This window comes from Micromonospora sp. CNB394, assembly GCF_000374985.1.
Classification (GTDB): domain Bacteria; phylum Actinomycetota; class Actinomycetes; order Mycobacteriales; family Micromonosporaceae; genus Micromonospora; species Micromonospora marina.
Window position 1 is genome coordinate 1 of record NZ_KB895830.1, and the last position, 16,524, is coordinate 16,524.

Below are 16,524 nucleotides of genomic sequence, written 5' to 3' on the forward strand. Positions count from 1 at the left end.
GCCCACCAGGCCAGCCCAGCCGACCTGGCCACCGCGATCCGCGGGCACTGGGCAGTGGAAAACTCCTCACACCACATCAGGGATGTCACCTTCGCCGAGGACGCCTCCACCGTCCACGCCGGAACCGCACCCCGGGCCATGGCAACGCTGCGTAACCTCGCCATCGGCGTGCTGAAAACCCTCGGAGCCGACAACATCGCCAAGACCACCCGAGCGATCCGCGACGAACCCCAACGAGCACTGCCCATCCTGGGCATCACCAACGATTCCGACGTCTACGGAACTTGATCAGGCCCTGGCCATGAGCGCCACCAGGGCTGAGTGAGGTCATCGCCGTTCGTTGCGCGGTAGTGGCAGCGGAGATGTCGATTCAATGATCAACGTGCCCGCTGGCACTGCCAGTTCTGGGACGTGCCCCGGCGGGGTGCGAACCAGCGACAGCGATGCGCCGCGCCTGGTTGTCGCCCCCCGTTTACCCCTCGAAAACCTTGCTAACGATTGACCAGCGGCGATAAATGATGATCACTCTGTGCGGTCGTTTGCGCAGCTCAGCGCCAAATGCCGACAGGCGATGACGACGCCAAGATCGCAGGGGTCGAGGAGGGTAGGTCGACGGTTCGATTCCGTCAGGCGGCTCAAGGTTAGGCCCTGGCCAGCTCGAATGCTGGCCAGGGCCTCATATTGGTCGATGGAGTATTGGATCACCCCCCGAAAACCTCCAGGATGACGGTTGGGTGGAGCCGCCCCGAGCTTGATGTCGAGGCCACGCAGGGCGCTATGATCCTGAAGTTCATCTCGCCTGATTCAGCCGGGTCTCATCGCATGTACGCGGGTCGGTGCCGACAGCGCCGCGACGCTGCTCGTCGTTGCCGTCGAGAAACCTGAACGGCTGGCCCGCGAGACGTCCTTCGCCGCTCGGTATGAGATGAGTCCGGCGCTGGGATCTTGGAATCAGAGGCGGCGCCACCGACTCGACTGCGGCGGATGCTTCGGGCAGGCATATCGGGCCGCTGTCGACGGCTGGTCGTAGGTGACCTAAACGCTACGACCTTTAGGAGAAGGTGGTTCAGGAACTGTGCATTCCTGTGACCCGGGATGTCCTACCTGCCAGTTTTCGTCGCGATGGCAGTCTTCGGCGGCGAGCAGGCCCGGGGCGACGTCGATGCCGACGCGCGTGCCGTCCATCCCAACAACGAGTAGGGGGGAGGAACTGGCGACGCACCTGGCGGAGGTGGATCAGGACGCGGCGCTCGCCGTCCTGGTCGGCATGGTGTCCCGGACCCTCGCCTACGGCTGCCGGGCAGTACCCAGCCGACAAGGCTCGACAGGTATTCGAAACGCGCACCGCAGCAGCCGCACGAGCCGGGTTGGCCACCCTCACCGCCGGGCCTCCCCCTCAAAGAGCAGCTCACCGGGGCGGATCACCTGATGCCGCAGCAGGCGCGCACCGGCCCGCGCAAACAGGCTCTCATACTCCTCCATCGTGCGTAGCCGCCCGCCGGAGAAGACCATCAGCTGCAGATCCTTGAGCAGCGCGGGCAGCCCGGCGTCCGCGAGCACCTCGTCGACGACCAGCACCCGCTCTCCGTGCGCGAGGCAGCGGCGGATTAGCCGAGCCGAGTCGTCGTCGCTCCAGCTATGCACGACCGCCGACAGGAGATAGACATCGCCGTCAGTGGGCACACCGGAGCGGAAGTCTCCGGCGACGACGTCGCATCGGTCCGCGACGCCCAACTCGTCGAGGACGGAGGCCGCGCCCTCGACCGCGTACGGCAGATCGATCAGCGTCCCACGCAGGTGCGGATGCCGGCTCAGGACCACGCCGAGGATCGCACCCCGGCCACCGCCAACGTCCACCAGGTGCCGCGAGCCGGAGAAGTCGAACGCGTCCGCGATCGCCGCGCCGCGCACCCTCGCCTCGTCGGTGACCCTCGACATCATCGTGTCGCCGGCGCCCGGCGTGCGGTCGAAGTAGTCGAACGAGTTGGCGCCGTGCTCGGTCTCGAACGCGGACTTGCCGGTGCTGACCGTCTCCAGTAACCGGCCCCACGGACCCCAGTGCCAGGGCTCGCCGACGGCGCGCACCCGCCCCCACTGCGAGCCCTCAACATCCTTGCGCAGCAGCCGGCCGCGGTCCGTCAGCTCCTGCAGACCGCCGGGCCCCTCGATGATCAGGCCCATCGCGCCCGCGACCCGCAGCAGGCGCCGCAGCGACGGCGGGTGGACACCACAGCGGCCGGCCAGCGCATCGGGGGTGGCCGGGCCGGCGGCGAGCAGGTCAGCGACGCCCAACTCGGCGAAGACGTACAGCGCCTGGCTGAGCCGGTAGCCCAGCGCCACCGACCGGAGGTATGCGATATCGGACGTCATCGACTCATCCCTCCGCCGTCACGGGCGACCGACGGGGTAGCTCCGGCGTCGGCCAGCATCTTCCACAGCCCGCCGACGTCGGTGGTGACGAAGTCCATCAGCCTGTCGTCGGGGATCGTCACCGCGTACTCGCTCTCCAGGTCGAGCAGCAGGCTGACGGTGGCCATCGAGTCGAGGCCGTGCTCGGCTAGGGCCATCTCCGGCGTGAGCTCGGCACCCTCGTCGATGGTCAGGTACCTGCGTAGCAGGGCCTCGAAGCCGGGAGGCCACCGCGTGTTGTCGGTCATCGCGGATCCCCCAGCATCTCGACGCGCAGCCGCACGGGCCATCCGGCGATGTCGGCGCCGTACCGGCAGAAGAGCGCGAAAGTAAGGCGCTCCAGGCCGAAACCGGCGCACGCGGTGTGCGCGACCGCGCCGTCCGGCAGCAGGATGCCGTACGGCTCGCCAAACGTGGTGCCATGCACGTTGAAGGACGCGACCGAGATCGTACGCCCCTGCTCGGCGGGCAGCCGCAGCTCGTACTTGAGCCGGTTGAGCCGCTGGGCCAGCACGCGACGCGGCACGGCCGGCCCGGCGAAGAACGGGTCGTCCGCCGACTCCGCAGTGCCAGCCAGCCCCAGTTCCTCGGCCAGCTCGCAGGCGGCGGCCAGCATCTCCGCGCGTACCCCCGCGACGGAGGCCTCGTCGCCGATGACGACGACCTCCCGGATCGTGAAGTCCCACAGCCGTTCCAGGGACCGGTGGTAGCGGGACTCGAACCGGAAAGACTTGCCACGGGCGGTGACCACGGTGGTGCCGGCGGTCAGCGTCTGGCCGCTGAACTGTTGGTACGTGTGGAAACACATCGTCGGTGGCAGGCAGTAGCCGGAGTGCGTACCGTACCGCTGCAGCAGGTTGGCGGGATCGTCACCACCCTCCAACGCGGCCACGAACGCGCGGTAGACGTCGATGTCGGCGCAAAGCCGCCCGGCTGACATGATCAAGTGCGGGAAGGAGCTCAGATAGCCGCCCCGGCGCAGGGTCTCCGTGCTGATCAGAGTCGGGTAGCGGTACTCCACCGCACCGAACCGCTCGACCGCGATCCGCGTCACCCGGGCGTCCAACGCCGCGAGCACGTTCGTGAACGGCGGTCCGACGGCGATCACGCCGTCGCCCATCTCGTGCACGACCCCGCCCGTCACCAGCGCGTCGAAGACCCCGTCGGCCGGCTCGGCGGCGTGCGGGGAGCGCCAGGCGACCTCGGGTGTGACAAGCCGCTGCGGCCGGACCTCGGCGTCGTTGACCTCGTCCAGCCGTCGAGCCAGCGCCGCAGGGTCGGCGTCGCCGGCCGTGGTCACCCGGACCCCGACGACCTCATCGCCGTGGTGAACCAGGTCGAATGTGTCGATGTCGGGGGCCAAGTAGTACACGCGTCGGGCGAGTTGCTCGCCGTGCGCTGCGGGGACCGGCCTGGCCAGCTCGACCACGTAGGTGGGCATGTCACCTCCTCGGATCGTCAGATCAGCGTGACCGATCTGTCTAACATGGACAACACGCCGACGCCGACCAGCAGCGCGTCGTTGGCGTGGTTGAGGCTCGCCGAGCGCAGGTCGCGGAAGTGACGCTCCAGCGGGATGGGGGAGTTCCGCAGGTAGCCGGTCCGCAGACCGGCGATCTGGATCAGGTCGTTGACTGCCTGAAAGGTCAGCTCCGAGGCGGCGATCTTCAGCGTGTTGAGTTGCAGGCGCACCTGCGAGCCGCTCAGCGAGGCGCCGTCGGCCCGGGCCCGCTCCACCTCCTCGCGCATGCGGGTGAGGTAGGCGCTAACCAGTTCCAGCGACACCCGAACCCGGCCGATCCGGGCGTACTCCAGGTCAGAGCGGGCACCTCTGGCCTGCGCTCGAACCACCTCGGCGAGCGCGCCGCGAGCCGTGCCCAGCCAGCATGCCGACCAGCCCAGATGCGACAACGGCACCATCGACTCCCGGGCCACCTCGGCGAAACGGCCGGGCGCCCCGACCACGTGGTACCGCGGCACCGACCCCTTGAGCGTCATCCCGACGCTGGCGGTGCCGCGCACACCGAGGGAGTGCCAGTCGCTGGTGATCTCCGTCTGCAGGTCGCCGCGGTCGGCGTAGACCAGCGAGACCTCCGACTCGGCGGCGTCCGGCGCTGCCCGCATGGTGATCAGGTAGCCGTCCGCGTGCTCGCCGCCGGTGACGACAGGCGCGCTGCGCTCGATGAGCAGCCGGTCGCCGTCGGCGTGCAGCGGCGTGCCGGCGCTGAAGAGGTCCGCCTTGCGGCCCCGCTCGCTGGTCACAGACGAGATGTAGACCTCGCCGGCGGCGACCCGGGGAAGCAGGGCGTCGCGCAGCTCGGGTGTGCCGTGCCGGGCGATCGCGTCGACCTGGAAGCAGTGCATCGCCCAGATCTGCGCGGTCGACAGGCAGTGTGCGGCGAGACCCGCCGCCACCCCGACGAACGTGGCCAAGTCCGCGCCCAGGCCGCCGTACTCGACCGGGACCAGCAGGCCGAGCAGCCCGTGCGCGCGGATCGCGCTCATCGCCTCGCTCGGGAAGGTCGCGCTTTCGTCGTGCGAGGCCGCGTGCTCGCGTGCCACCGGCGCGATCGGCGCGAGCAGCTCCGTGGCGCTCATGACCCGGCCACCGCGGCCCGGCCCCGCACATCGACGCCGTCGTGCTCGGTGCGTTCGATGATTCGGCGCAGTATGTCGACCACGTGTATCGGATGCCTGCCGTACCCGGTCTCGCCGGTCAGCACGAACGCCGTCGCGCCGGTCTGGATCGCGTGCGCGACGTCGGCGACCTCGGCGCGGGTGGGCCGCAGGTGGGTGCGCATCGAGTACAGCACCTGGGTGGCAACCATGCCGGTCTTGCCGCGGGCGGCGCACGCGGCCAGGATCCTGCGCTGCGCGGCCGGCACGTCCTCGAACGGCAACTCCTGGCCCAGATCACCGCGGGCGACCATCAGCCCGTCGAACGCGTCGGCTAGGGCGTCCAGGCGCTCGAGTGCGGCCTCGCTCTCGACCTTGCCGATCACCGCGGCCTGGTCGCCGGCCAGCGCCCGTACCGCCTCATGGTCCTGGGGCGTCTCGGCGAACGACAGGGCGACCTCCTCCACGCCGAGCTCCAGCGTGAACCGCAGGTCGTCGGCGTCCCGCTCGGTCAGCCCGGGCGTGAAGACGGTCGCGCCGGGCAACGTGACGCCCCGGCCATCGGTGACCGGCCCCCCATCGGCGACGACGCAGCGCAGCAGGCCGTGGCGCACCTCGCGTACGGTCAACACGATTGTCCCGTCGTCGATCAGGACCGTCGCACCAGTGCGGACCTTCGACGGGTTCCACGGGTGGGTGATCCAGGTGCGGTCCGGCGCGAGCGGGCCGGGCCACGCGGTGAGCGTGACTTCGTCGCCGGTGGCCCAGTGCGACCGTCCGTCCGGAAATCCGCCGAGGCGGTTCTTGCGGCCCTGCAGATCGGCTAGCAGGCGCACCTTGCGGCCGTGTACGGCGGCGGCCTCGCGGACCATCCGGGCCGTGGCGCGGTGTCGGTCCCGGCTGCCGTTACTCATGCTCAGCCGGACCACGTCCATGCCGGCCGCGACCAGCCCGTCAATGCAGGCCGGGGTCTCGCTGATCGGCCCGAGGGTGGCGACGATCTCGACGGCTCGCATCACCGGTTCACCCTTCGAACGCTGCACCGGTGGTACTCCCGGACGTAACCGTCCGGGTCGGTGACCTCGACTGGGGTCGCGCCGTGCAGGATGCCGGCGCTGGGAAGGTTGTTGACGAACAGGATTTCGCCGGGGCCGAGCGGGCCGACATTGGCGCCGTACTCGGCCAGCACAGCGGACTCGTGCTCGGCGCGCAGCACCGGCTTGCTGCCCGGAGTCGGCTCCTGCGACCAATCGAAGAGGTCGGTGAAGCCAGCGCTGTGGCGGCCCATGTAGGCGCGTACATCGGCCAGCAGCAACGCACCGCCGTCGAAGCCGGCCGTCGGGCCGTACAGGTGCGAGAAGATCAGCGCGTCGCGGTCCATGTGCAGTTCTTTGAAGCTCCACGCACTGCCGTAGAGCTCCAGCGGAATCGCGCCGTCGGCGATCACGTTCATCTTGACCTTGTAACCGTTCCCCGGCACCTCGTCGCCGGCGGCGGGCTCGACCAGCTCCCAGACCGCGGCGAAGAGCGCCTCGTGGAACTTCCTCGCCCGCAGTACGTCGAAGGCGGCGTCGAGGCCGGTCACCAGGGCGGCACCAGGGCCGGCGTCGCGCAGCAGGCGGTCCCGCACCGCCACGGCCAGCACGCCTGGATCCGGTTGCGGGCCGGCGTCGATCCGGATCGCCTCGGCCGAGAGCGAACCGGGCGGCTCAGGCAGGCCGGCCATCGCGTCCAACGCAGCCCGGCGCATCGCCATCATGTCTATAGTGGACTGCACAATAATCCTCTCCGGTTAGGTGTTCAGCAGCAGGTTTCGCAGTTCGCGCCGAACGTCGAGCTCGCTGCCGGTGCCGTCGACCCGGCGCAGCAGCCGGCGCTCGTCGAAGTACGCGCCGACCTCGGCGGTCAGCCGCCGGTAATCGCTGAGCCGGGCGGCCAGCAAATTCATCGCGTCGTCGCCACGCCGGGTGATCGGCCCGCCGCACGTCGCGCAGCCCGGCGCCGGACCAACCGGCACGGGTCGACCGCAGGCGGCGCAGATCCGTCGGTCCGCGACCCGGGACCAGACCAGGTCGTCGGGCACATCGACCACGACGATCGCGCCGACCCGCGCCCCAGCCGCCTCGACAACCTCCTCGAAGTCGACGCACTGGGCCGGGTCCCGGGGGTAGCCCTCCACCGCGACGACCTGAACGTCGCCCGGCAGCCGGGCGAGGAAGTGGGTAAACTCCTCACGGACCACGTCGTTGGCCAGCAGCTGCCCGCGCAGCAGCGAGTCGCGCATGGCGAGGCCGAGCGGATGACCGGCCCCGGCCAGCTCGAGACCGTAGTCGCGGACGCCGAACCGGGCCAGCCAGTCATGCTCGTCGGCCAGCGACAGCAGGGCGGTCGTCTTTCCCGCCCCAGGCGGCCCGGTGACCGGGCAGACTCGCACCTTCACAGCTTGACCCCGTGCTCGGCCAGCATCGTCCACGCCTGGTGCAGCAGTGCGGCATCCCCGGTGACCCGGCCCTCAGCGATGTGCAGGTCGAGGGCACGGAGCATGGCGTACATCCGCTTCTGCGGGGTGTCGAGCAGAAGCTCGGTGAGGTGGTAGAGCTGGTTGGTGTCGGACGCGACCCGCACCGCCTCCGGAAAGGCCGGCGCGATCAGCCCAGCCAACGACTGCGGGCCCTCGTCGACCAGGTAGACAGTGATCGGGTCGGCGTAGAGGAACGTGATCGCCTCGTCCCATCCGGAGACCCGGCGCACGTCGGGACAACGGCGCGGGTCGTTGCCCTCCAGAATGCGCACCGAGCCGTCGTCCAGGATCAGGCAGGCCAGGCCGTCGAGGTGCTTGACCGTCGGCCCGTTGTAGGTGCGGGCCGGCACGTGCTTGCCGGCGTCGTCGACGAACCGCTTGCCGAAGACATCCGCGTGCGACTCGGTGGGCAGGCTGACCGGCAGCCGATTGAGCTTGCGCTGGTTCATCCGCCCCTCGACGATCAGATTCTTGTAGTAGACGAGCACGCTCCGGCCGTCCGGAAGCCGAATCTCCTGCTGGTAGTCCTCCAGCGCGCTCAGCTCGCCGCCGAGCCGTTTGGCCAGGTCCGGCATGGTGCTGTCACCGTCGAGCAGCACCGAGCGGAGGTAGCAGTCGACATCGCTCATCTCCGACTCGCCGAGCATCTCGATCACCCGGGCGGCCGGCTCGACGCCGATCCGCTGCGCGTGGAACCAGTCAAGGCTGATCCGGATTGCGAAGGCGGCCTCTGTCAGGTGTGATCCACGGGTACGCCACGCGTCCACCAGGCCGCTCAGGCGCCGCCGGGTCTCGGCCTCGTCGGCGGCGAAGTGCGCACTGGTGATCAGCTCGATCTCCGCCAGGTCCGGCGAGTCGATCTCGTTCACGAACCGCTCGCAGAATTCTGGCTCCACCATTGGCTCGCCGCCACCGGAGAGCACCGCCTTCCACAGCCGCATTTCGTTCATCACCCGCAGCACCGGCTCCGGATCCCGGGCCACGCTGTAGCGGGTCAGCCGGTCCAGCGACATCGGCGAGGCGTAGTTGCAATGACCACAACCGACCGGGCATTCCGACGACGGCCAGACGTAGCAGGTCGAGGCATGCACTGGACCGTGCCGGCGGTACGGCGTCAACGAGTCGATGATGGAGTCACGCAGCCGGTCGAGCGGCTGCCGCGCAGGCGTGAGCGCGATCTGTCTGAACAACGAGTCCGGCAAGACGCTCTCTTTCCGTTCGTCGTGGTCAAACCACGGATCGTGGCCCTGGGACCTTGCTGCACGCCGCCACCTCGTCGATTCGGCGCGGGTCGAAGAGACGCTCGGCGAAGGTGCGCTTCCACGTGAACCGGCCGCCGTCGAAGGCGCCGTATTCGTTCAGGTAGGCCGTATCGGCCGGCCGGAACTCGTCGACGAACTTCTCCGGTACCAGATCGGGATAGAGCTGCCAGGTGTGCACGAGCGAGTAGTAGGCACTGGCCCCGCAGCCGAACCTCGCCACCCGGGCGCGCAGGTCGTCAAGCGTCTCCGGGTTCGCGGCCAATAGCAGGTGCACGAGGTCGAGGAAGTTGCGGACCAGCAGGTCCTTGCCGCTCTCGATGTAGTAGAAGAGCGTGGCCCGTAGATGGATCTGGATGCAGGCGTCGAGGATCTGGTCGGCCGGGTGCAGCATGCGGGCCGGCACGCCGTACAGGCTGATCGGCATACTCCGGTCGAGGAAGTCGTCGGCGTCGTCTCTAATGCCGAGCATCGGCTGGAAGAGACTGAACATGCTCGAGACCAGGTACGACTCGACCAGGTCGCGGTCACCGACCCGGGCGTACGGCAGCGACGTGTTGGTGAGGTTGACCTTCCAGTAGAGCTCGGTGCGCCGGTCGAACGGCACGATGGAAGAACCGGTGGCATCCAGCTCGCCCATCCGGTAGCCGAGGCCGGTCACGGCTTCCTGCAGCCTCGGGTAATCGCTGCGGCGCAGAAAGACGTCGATGTTGGAAATCCGCCGTGCGGCCAGGTCGTGGTAGTAGTGCTCGCCAAGCACCGGGCCCTTGCGGATCAGGTAGCGCACGCCGGCGGCGTTGAGGGCGCGCAGAACGCGGGCGTACTCGTCAGCCAGCACCTGGTTGCGTCGCCGGCTCCCCTCGTAGACGTCCGAATAGATCCACCGGTACGGCACGAGCGGCTTGCCCGCGTCGGAGTGGGTCAGCCGCAGCCGGGAGAGGTGCCGGCCGATCAGCGGCAGCATCTGGTGGCGGCACGCCTGGTCGAGGAACTCGCCCCAGCCGATTTCGGTGCCGTGCGCGGCCAGGAATGCGCGGATCTCCTGCTGTTTTTCGATGGTCAGTTCGGGCCTCGATAGCGCGAGCAGTAATTCGTGTTCGGGGCGCAACGCACCGAGCGCTGTTGTTTCCATCACCAGAACTCCCGTCGCGGGTGGCGAAAAAAATCGTGCGTCTGTCAAACCGATTCAGATATGTGTGTCGTCATGTCGAGAGGAATTCCTCGTGCAGCCCGGCCAGGATTTCGGCGGCCTTTTCCGCCTCGGCCACGGTCGCACCGGAGAAGGAAAGCCTTATCGACGCGACGTCGCTGCGGAATGCGCGGCCGGGCGAGACCATCACGCCGTGCCGGGCCAGCGCGTCGACGGTTTCGGGTTCGGGCCGGGTGGTCTCCAGCAACAGGGACGGACCGCCGCCGGTGATCGTCCAGCCGGTGAGGTCGTGCATCCGGCCGGTGAAGGCGCGCCGCGCATCAAGGGTGGGCTCCACGCACTCCTGCCGCAGCGTCCGCAACGTCGCCGGGGTCAGGAAGTCCGCCCAGGCCCGCTGCCATGCGGTCGGCGGCGCACCGGCCGTGGACTCCCAGCCCAGGGCGGCGTCCTCGGGGGCGGTCACCCAGCCGAGCCGCACACCGCCGCCCGCGATCTTCGCCAGCGACGTCACCGTCCATACCCCGTCCGACGCGGCATGTTCGTCGGCGTACCAGCGGTAGACCTCGTTTACGACCACGGTGTGTCCGCCAGCGACCAGCGCCCGGATGACGCCCGCGTCAAGTGACCGGCCGTCCGGATTGCGGAACGGGCTGGTGAGCCAGATCGTGACCGGCTCGGACCGCGCGGGCAGCGCCTCCCACGCCGCGCATACGACCCGTCCCCGGGCACCGATGATCTCCGGTATATCAGCGAACGTGGGCGTTTCGACCACTGTGACTGTCGGGACTGTCGGCCGCCCTGCCCAGGCCGACGCGAACTGCCGCACCCCCGAGACGACCGCTGTGCGCTCCGGCGGTGCCCCGGCCAGCTCGGCCAGCTGGTCGAGCAGCGCCGGCTCGCCGCGCGGCGCGGGCGTGCGCCACCAGGACGTCGCGCACAGAGCGCGCTCGTGCGCCGCAGCGAAGCGGACCACCAGCCGCTCCGGCCATGGGCGGATCGGCCCCGTGAGGTCGATCATCGCGTGCGGACCGCGGCCGCCGCCCGGGCCTGGCGGATCACGTCGGCGGACAGGTCGTACTCGACAGTGCCGACAAAGAACTCGTCGCCGATCCGGAAGTACATGCCGGCGGCGGTGTCGAACCGCTCGAACTCCTTGTCGCCGCCGATGAAACTGCTGGCCGCGTCGGTGTACGCCGCCTCGCCGGGCTGTTCCAACAGGCCCGTCGCCATATCCAGCGGGACCAGACGCACGCAGGTCCACGGATTCCACTCGGCAGCCCGGGCATTGCGCCCGCCGCCGTGCACCGCGCGCAGCTGCAACCGTTTGCGGTAGTAGGAGAACGCGTTCGCCGCCGTCCGGCCGGCCGCGATCAGGCCCGCGTCCCGGCGTACGGCGAAGGCATGCAACGTGGTACCCAGGCAGCGCAGGGTCCAGCTGGGCGCGTCTGGCCGTGGCGGCGGCTCGACGGTCAACGCCGGCGGAATCTCGCGGAAGCGCCGTTCCTGCTCCTCAGTCAACACCGTCGTCTCGCGCAGCGTGCGGATCATGAAGCCGAGAAAGCCGTCGAGCCGCGCCTGGCGGATCAGGCCCAAGAAGCGTGGTAGGTCGAAATCCGGCGCGGTGATACCCAGCAGCAGGTCGTTGGTGTCCTTCGCGGTCACGAAGTAGTCGCCGGCCGCGTTGTTGACCACGCAGGCCAGGTTGTCCTCCGGGGCGAGAAGATGCAGGCCGGAGGTGTCTCGGGTGAGGCCACCAGCGATCCGCAGCCGGCCGCAGTGGCGGACCGAGTAATCCCCAAAGTGGACATCGACGTTCAGCATGTCGCCGGCTCCGCGCGGCGCCACGTGGGCAATCTGGCCGTACACCATGCCGTCGGAAGGGTCGACCTTGAGCCAGGGCAACTCGTTGTCCTGGAACGTGTAGCCGAACTCGCCGCGTAGCACCGCGGACAGCCGGAACGCGTCGGTGTGGTTACCGACGAACAGGTCGAGATCGTTAAAGTCACGGATCGACGGATCTGGATACCTTGTGTGGGCCACGAGCCCCTTGCCGGCGACAATCGCCAGCCTGGTGTCGCGGGCCACGCGTTCGAGCCTGTCCAGGTTGGCTTGCAGCACCGTGTGCATGTGGGCCAGCGAGGCGACCTTCACCGCCAGGGCGGCCTGGCAGTCGCGCACGGCGTTACTCGGCGACGGCAGGTCGGCGAGCCGACGGCTGACCAGCGTGCGCATGCGGAGTGTGTCGATGAAGCGGCTCGCCTCGGCGGCACCGAGGGCGTCGATCGCTGCGACGGACCGCTCGATCGTGAAGAGCGACTGGACGCTGGCAAGACTGCGCAAGGCGCGCAGATGTGCCCTTCTTTCCGACCTTTTCAATGCCGACAACCCCCGTTGACTGTGCTGGTCTGTTCGAAGTGTCACGTGCCCCGGAAATGGCCATGTCGCGTGCCTGAACTACGCAGGGCTCCGCGAACTATTCCGAGAAGGATTGGCCTTCACGGGTGGTGGCGCCGCTGAGGACGTTTCTCATCCACATTGGGGCTTGACGTAAGCGCCCCACGGCTGCAGCTACCCGCCCGCAAGATCCGAATCGAACGTTTCCGGGTCGTGAGTCACCTCCATTTCCCCAGGGAAATGCATTGACGAGAAAACGTATCGACGTGCCTGACTAGGAGGTTAGCAGGCCTCTTGGGCGACGGCAAGCACTATGATCGCCGCCGATGCACTGAACCCGTATCCCGACACACTTCCGACTGGATTGTGGGCGCTTTTTAAGTCGATCTTGAAGGTCAGGACGGGTGCGGGGGCAGGCCGGAGATTGATAGGATCTGGCCTCCCTCCGGCGGGCGGCCGTACCCTCCGCCTATGACGATCCGGCGGGCACCACGCGGCGCGGTCGTGTTCGACTGCGACAACACACTCGTCGCCACGCTCGGGGCCTGGGAGCGGGCCTATACGGCGCTGTTCGCCGGGTGCGGACGCGTCTTCGACCCGGCTGTCCATCTGGGAGGGCTGGTCGGTATGCCGCTGGAGCCACTCGGGCGCGCGCTCGCGACGCTGCTCGACCGGCCCGGCGAGCACACTGCGCTGAGCGCCCGCATGGTTGCCCTGCTCACCGCCAACGAGACCCGGCCGATGCCGTACGCGGTCGAGTTGATCGCCGCGCTGCACGGCACCCGGCCGCTGGCGGTCGTGTCCAACACGCCACGGGTGATCGTGCGGCATTACCTGACCGCTGTGGGGCTGGCCCAGGCGTTTGACGCGGTACTCGGCTGCGACGACGTCGCCGCGCCGAAGCCCGCGCCGGACGTCTACCGGGCGGCGTGCGCAATCCTCGGCGTCGACCCGGCCGATGCGGTGGCGGTGGAGGACTGCCCGTCCGGGCTCGCGGCCGCGACCCGGGCCGGTCTCTTCGTGGTTCGTGTGGGCGCCACGGCCGTGCCGGCGGATCTGGCGGTCGCCAATCTCGGCGACCCGACACTGTGGCGGGCGCTCGGCGTGCCCACCGCACAGTCGTAGACACCGCATCGAACAGAACCTCGACGGCCGGCCTATGTGATCTTGATGAACGGCCCTTCGATGTCCAACCCGTGAAGCGCCGCACGCACCTGCCGCACGGCCCAGGCGTCAAGTCTGTTTCCGGCCAGTCGCAGAATCCGCGCGCCGGCGAAAGCCGACGGCTGGACCTCAGGCGTGTCCGGCCCGAGGCCGAGCACGCGACCAGCTTTGAAGTTCCAACGGTCGGGTAGTTCCCCGACCCGGATCAGGTCGCGTAGTTCCCACAACGCAATCGAGAGGCTGAGTTCGTCCTGGGTAAACACCGAGGGTCGCGTGAGTGCGCCGAGCATACGACGATGCAGCTCCAGCCACCGGTTCCCGAGCAGCCGCAGCGCGGAGCCTGACCCGTAGACCACGTCACTGTCCCAGCGCCTGAGCTCACCCATGACCGAAACGGGCAGGGAGAGCGCGTATGTCTCGTTCAGGAGGCGGATGGCGACCTCCTTGTCGATTTCTGGATCGTCGAAATAGCGGTGCCTGCTCGCCCACACCGTCGGCTCCGGCCGGTACGGGACCATGAATACATCGGCCTGACCACCCAGCTGGTGATCAAGCTCAGGTTGGACGTCACCGATGTCACCGAGCACCAGGCTGTCCTGGTCCAGATAGAGATACGGATCATGACTCGTACGGACAAAGGACTTGATTTTCAGTAGTTGGGCCGACACCGACTCTCGCTCTGCCGGCGACGGCGCCCACACGTTCTCCGTGTCGGTGACGACCCGCTCCAGGTGCAATCCCAGTACCGGCGCGAGGCGCTGCAACCCCGGGCTTGCCTCGTCGATATAGACCGTGACCGGGACGTGCGGATTGTGCTGTCGCAACGACGCGACGGCGGCAGCGGCGAAGGGAACGATGGCCGGGCCGCTCACCAGCCCCACCCCGAACGACATACCGATCGGCCTCATGCCTGGCACCCTATTCCCCACCGAGGCCGTGAGTGGGCACTGCATACCGCAGGCGGCGTAGCACTCCAGTCGGGCATCGTGATCACGACCTGATGCGGGCTTGTCGGGTGAGGACCACCCTTTCGACGAACATCCCTCCGAGGAGCCCACCGCCCCTCCGACCCAGGACGACCGTCAAACCGGGTCAGGTTTGGTCGGCCATAGCTCGGCGCAGGCTCGCTGGCCGCATGTCGGTCCAGTTCCGCTCCACAAAGGCGAGGCAGTCCGCCCGATCGCTCTCGCCGTGGACCCTCGCCCAGCCCGCCGGAACCTGTGCGAACGCCGGCCACAACGAATACTGTCCCTCGTCGTTCACCAGCACCAGGTAACGGCCGGTCTCGTCCTCGAACGGGTTCGTCATCGTCACACCTGCTCCTTGACCCGCGCGCCCGTACCGGACGACACGGGCGCCTCGATACGCGGACACCTGGCGTAAGCCACTCGTCTTCGGTCTCCCAACCGTCACTGTCCGGACTCGACAAGCGCGTGTCCGACGTTGGCCGGGGAATCCTCGGCGAGCCGCCGCAGCGTTCGTGCAAACCACCACATCAGCTCCTCCAGTGCAGGTCTGCCGAGAAGCGTTGGATCCGCTCTCACCACCACGGACAGCTCGTTCCCGTTGCGAACCTTGATGTCGAACCGGGGACCGATCTGACGCCTCGGCCGGTTCCACACCACACGCTCACCGGGGTCGTCCCACTCGGCGAGTTCTTTCGCGTTGACGTCGTCGCCCAGGTAGTTGAAGAAGTGGTCAAAGCTCGGTGGAGCGCCACGTTCCTGCGCCACCAGATCCCAGATGGCGTCCACGTCGTAGCAACCGTGCCGGTAGGCGATGATCCCCTTCGTGTGGACGTCCCGGACGAAGTCGGCGAACGGCCGGTCGGGGGCGGGTATCGGTACGACCAGCGGGGAGTACTGGTTCATCGAGGTCACCACGTCCTGCCAGGGCCCGTGGCGGTTGCTGGCCTGCAACGTGAGCACCACCGGGTCGGTCCCGACAACCTGATGCACGGCCAGGGCCGTGAGCGCGAGCATCACGGTCTGCTGGGAAACCTTGTTGCGTTGCGCCACCACCGCGAGCGCGGCGCGGGCGGCCGACGAGCGCAGCTCCGCCTCGATCCTGCCCTCGTCGTCCCTACCGGGTGCGACCGGGATCGGAAAGGCGTCTGCCGGCAGGGTCGTGAGCAGGTTACGCCAGTATCGCGCCACTCCGTCACGCCGTGCCCGCCACCTGTCTGAACGCTGTAGCAGGGCGATCTCGGATGGCTGCGGGGCTGGCGTCGCGATCCACCTCCGTCCGGCAGGGTCGTCGACGCCGAGGTCCGCCCGCAACTCGGCGACGAGCCGCAGCAGGCCCCACCCGTCAGACACGACGTGGTCGATCACCAGTCCGAGATAGGTGGGCCGGCCGGCGTCACATAGGAGCAGGACCCGCCAGCTGAACTCGGTCTCCCAGGAAAACCGTTGGCGGCCGGTCGAGACGGTCAGGGCCAGCGCCTCGGATTCCGTGTAACCGGACCGGTCCGTCACAACGAGGTTCACGACCGGGTGCGGGTCGACCAGTTGACGTCGCCCGTGACCGTCGTCGACGAACCGGGTTCGCAGCGCCTCGTGCCGGTTCGCGATACCGGTCAATGCTGCGCGGACGCGATCGAACGTGACCTGTGCTGGCAGGGCGACCGGATAGGCCAGGTACGTCTCCGACCACCGATCGAGCGGGTACGTCTCGTTGATCCGCTGCACAGAGACCTGACCGAACGCCAGCGGTGCCGACACCGGCCGGATGCGTAGGTCGGTGGGTGGCTCGGTCATGCCGCACCTCTGGCTGGCGCCGGCCAGTCCTCCTCGACGGTGGCGCGGACATCCGTGGGGCGTGCCTTGGCCAAAGGTCTCGACCAATCGACGTAAGTCACGGGCCTTCCTCGCGGTCGTGCGGCTTTGACATCTAGCACAGGCGGCAGGAGCGATGTAGCGGGCCATGCCATTGCAGTGGGGTCACGGGCGGGCAGCCAGAAAAGGCAGATCTTTCAACCTGACGTGAGGCTAGACGGTCGCTCGCGATGC

At 68.5% G+C, this 16,524-nt stretch carries 15 protein-coding genes and 1 pseudogene; 2 read left to right on the top strand and 14 right to left on the bottom strand.

What is annotated here, in order from left to right; genetic code table 11:
* A pseudogene (locus C569_RS33655) lies at window positions 1-288 on the top strand (ISAs1 family transposase); the annotation flags it as partial.
* A 1,089-nt stretch (window positions 289-1,377) separates the two neighbouring features.
* Here C569_RS33655 and C569_RS30010 read toward each other — a convergent pair.
* From C569_RS30010 to C569_RS0110005, 11 genes are all read right to left on the bottom strand, one after another.
* Window positions 1,378-2,370, bottom strand: coding sequence for a methyltransferase (locus tag C569_RS30010; protein ID WP_018785636.1), 993 nt, complete (start codon window positions 2,368-2,370; stop codon window positions 1,378-1,380).
* Window positions 2,367-2,657 carry an acyl carrier protein gene (locus tag C569_RS31725; protein WP_018785637.1) on the bottom strand — a complete coding sequence of 97 codons (291 nt, stop codon included), beginning with the start codon at window positions 2,655-2,657 and terminating at the stop codon, window positions 2,367-2,369. Before C569_RS31725 ends, C569_RS30010 begins: the two co-directional genes overlap by 4 nt.
* Window positions 2,654-3,850 carry a hypothetical protein gene (locus C569_RS0109965; RefSeq protein ID WP_018785638.1) on the bottom strand — a complete coding sequence of 399 codons (1,197 nt, stop codon included), beginning with the start codon at window positions 3,848-3,850 and terminating at the stop codon, window positions 2,654-2,656. Before C569_RS0109965 ends, C569_RS31725 begins: the two co-directional genes overlap by 4 nt.
* A 17-nt stretch (window positions 3,851-3,867) precedes the next feature.
* The gene (locus C569_RS0109970; RefSeq protein ID WP_018785639.1) at window positions 3,868-5,007 is read right to left on the bottom strand and encodes an acyl-CoA dehydrogenase family protein; all 1,140 of its coding nucleotides are present in this window, start codon (window positions 5,005-5,007) and stop codon (window positions 3,868-3,870) included.
* Complete coding sequence (gene pyk, locus C569_RS0109975) at window positions 5,004-6,041, bottom strand: pyruvate kinase (protein ID WP_018785640.1); 1,038 nt, start codon at window positions 6,039-6,041, stop codon at window positions 5,004-5,006. Before pyk ends, C569_RS0109970 begins: the two co-directional genes overlap by 4 nt.
* The gene (locus tag C569_RS0109980; protein ID WP_018785641.1) at window positions 6,041-6,784 is read right to left on the bottom strand and encodes a hypothetical protein; all 744 of its coding nucleotides are present in this window, start codon (window positions 6,782-6,784) and stop codon (window positions 6,041-6,043) included. Before C569_RS0109980 ends, pyk begins: the two co-directional genes overlap by 1 nt.
* A 33-nt stretch (window positions 6,785-6,817) precedes the next feature.
* Window positions 6,818-7,459: a nucleoside monophosphate kinase gene (locus tag C569_RS0109985; protein ID WP_196806707.1), complete on the bottom strand. Its 642-nt coding sequence runs from the start codon at window positions 7,457-7,459 to the stop codon at window positions 6,818-6,820.
* 2 nt (window positions 7,460-7,461) lie between these two features.
* Window positions 7,462-8,559: a hypothetical protein gene (locus tag C569_RS0109990; RefSeq protein WP_018785643.1), complete on the bottom strand. Its 1,098-nt coding sequence runs from the start codon at window positions 8,557-8,559 to the stop codon at window positions 7,462-7,464.
* A 214-nt stretch (window positions 8,560-8,773) separates the two neighbouring features.
* Window positions 8,774-9,937: a nucleotidyltransferase family protein gene (locus C569_RS30020; protein WP_081635929.1), complete on the bottom strand. Its 1,164-nt coding sequence runs from the start codon at window positions 9,935-9,937 to the stop codon at window positions 8,774-8,776.
* Window positions 9,938-10,007: 70 nt separating this feature from the next.
* The gene (locus C569_RS0110000; RefSeq protein WP_018785645.1) at window positions 10,008-10,973 is read right to left on the bottom strand and encodes a hypothetical protein; all 966 of its coding nucleotides are present in this window, start codon (window positions 10,971-10,973) and stop codon (window positions 10,008-10,010) included.
* A complete protein-coding gene (locus C569_RS0110005; RefSeq protein WP_018785646.1) occupies window positions 10,970-12,295 on the bottom strand; it encodes a nucleotidyltransferase family protein in 1,326 nt (441 codons plus the stop codon). Before C569_RS0110005 ends, C569_RS0110000 begins: the two co-directional genes overlap by 4 nt.
* 525 nt (window positions 12,296-12,820) lie before the next feature.
* Here C569_RS0110005 and C569_RS0110010 point away from each other — a divergent pair.
* On the top strand, window positions 12,821-13,474 hold the full coding sequence (locus C569_RS0110010; protein WP_036345490.1) for an HAD family phosphatase: 654 nt from the start codon (window positions 12,821-12,823) through the stop codon (window positions 13,472-13,474).
* 32 nt (window positions 13,475-13,506) lie between these two features.
* On the opposite strand, the gene C569_RS0110015 is transcribed toward C569_RS0110010, so the two are convergent.
* The 3 genes from C569_RS0110015 to C569_RS0110025 all read right to left on the bottom strand — a co-directional run bounded on the left by C569_RS0110015 (window position 13,507) and on the right by C569_RS0110025 (window position 16,440).
* On the bottom strand, window positions 13,507-14,421 hold the full coding sequence (locus C569_RS0110015; RefSeq protein ID WP_155945519.1) for a hypothetical protein: 915 nt from the start codon (window positions 14,419-14,421) through the stop codon (window positions 13,507-13,509).
* A 184-nt stretch (window positions 14,422-14,605) separates the two neighbouring features.
* Window positions 14,606-14,821, bottom strand: a complete 216-nt coding sequence (locus C569_RS0110020) for an MbtH family protein (RefSeq protein WP_026267930.1) — start codon at window positions 14,819-14,821, stop codon at window positions 14,606-14,608.
* Between the two features lie 101 nt (window positions 14,822-14,922).
* Entirely contained in the window at window positions 14,923-16,440 is a 1,518-nt protein-coding gene (locus C569_RS0110025) for a condensation domain-containing protein (RefSeq protein ID WP_081635930.1), read from the bottom strand.
* Between the last annotated feature and the right edge of the window lie 84 nt (window positions 16,441-16,524).

What these genes read in the sequence shown, in the direction of transcription:
- C569_RS0110015 (WP_155945519.1), bottom strand. Translation starts at nt 14,421, where the DNA reads ATGAGGCCGATCGGTATGTCGTTCGGGGTGGGGCTGGTGAGCGGCCCG.
- C569_RS0109970 (WP_018785639.1), bottom strand. Translation starts at nt 5,007, where the DNA reads ATGAGCGCCACGGAGCTGCTCGCGCCGATCGCGCCGGTGGCACGCGAG.
- C569_RS0110025 (WP_081635930.1), bottom strand. Translation starts at nt 16,440, where the DNA reads ATGGCCCGCTACATCGCTCCTGCCGCCTGTGCTAGATGTCAAAGCCGC.
- C569_RS0110000 (WP_018785645.1), bottom strand. Translation starts at nt 10,973, where the DNA reads ATGATCGACCTCACGGGGCCGATCCGCCCATGGCCGGAGCGGCTGGTG.
- C569_RS0109990 (WP_018785643.1), bottom strand. Translation starts at nt 8,559, where the DNA reads ATGTCGCTGGACCGGCTGACCCGCTACAGCGTGGCCCGGGATCCGGAG.
- pyk (WP_018785640.1), bottom strand. Translation starts at nt 6,041, where the DNA reads ATGCGAGCCGTCGAGATCGTCGCCACCCTCGGGCCGATCAGCGAGACC.
- C569_RS0110010 (WP_036345490.1), top strand. Translation starts at nt 12,821, where the DNA reads ATGACGATCCGGCGGGCACCACGCGGCGCGGTCGTGTTCGACTGCGAC.
- C569_RS30010 (WP_018785636.1), bottom strand. Translation starts at nt 2,370, where the DNA reads ATGACGTCCGATATCGCATACCTCCGGTCGGTGGCGCTGGGCTACCGG.
- C569_RS0109965 (WP_018785638.1), bottom strand. Translation starts at nt 3,850, where the DNA reads ATGCCCACCTACGTGGTCGAGCTGGCCAGGCCGGTCCCCGCAGCGCAC.
- C569_RS0110020 (WP_026267930.1), bottom strand. Translation starts at nt 14,821, where the DNA reads ATGACGAACCCGTTCGAGGACGAGACCGGCCGTTACCTGGTGCTGGTG.
- C569_RS31725 (WP_018785637.1), bottom strand. Translation starts at nt 2,657, where the DNA reads ATGACCGACAACACGCGGTGGCCTCCCGGCTTCGAGGCCCTGCTACGC.
- C569_RS30020 (WP_081635929.1), bottom strand. Translation starts at nt 9,937, where the DNA reads ATGGAAACAACAGCGCTCGGTGCGTTGCGCCCCGAACACGAATTACTG.
- C569_RS0109980 (WP_018785641.1), bottom strand. Translation starts at nt 6,784, where the DNA reads ATGATGGCGATGCGCCGGGCTGCGTTGGACGCGATGGCCGGCCTGCCT.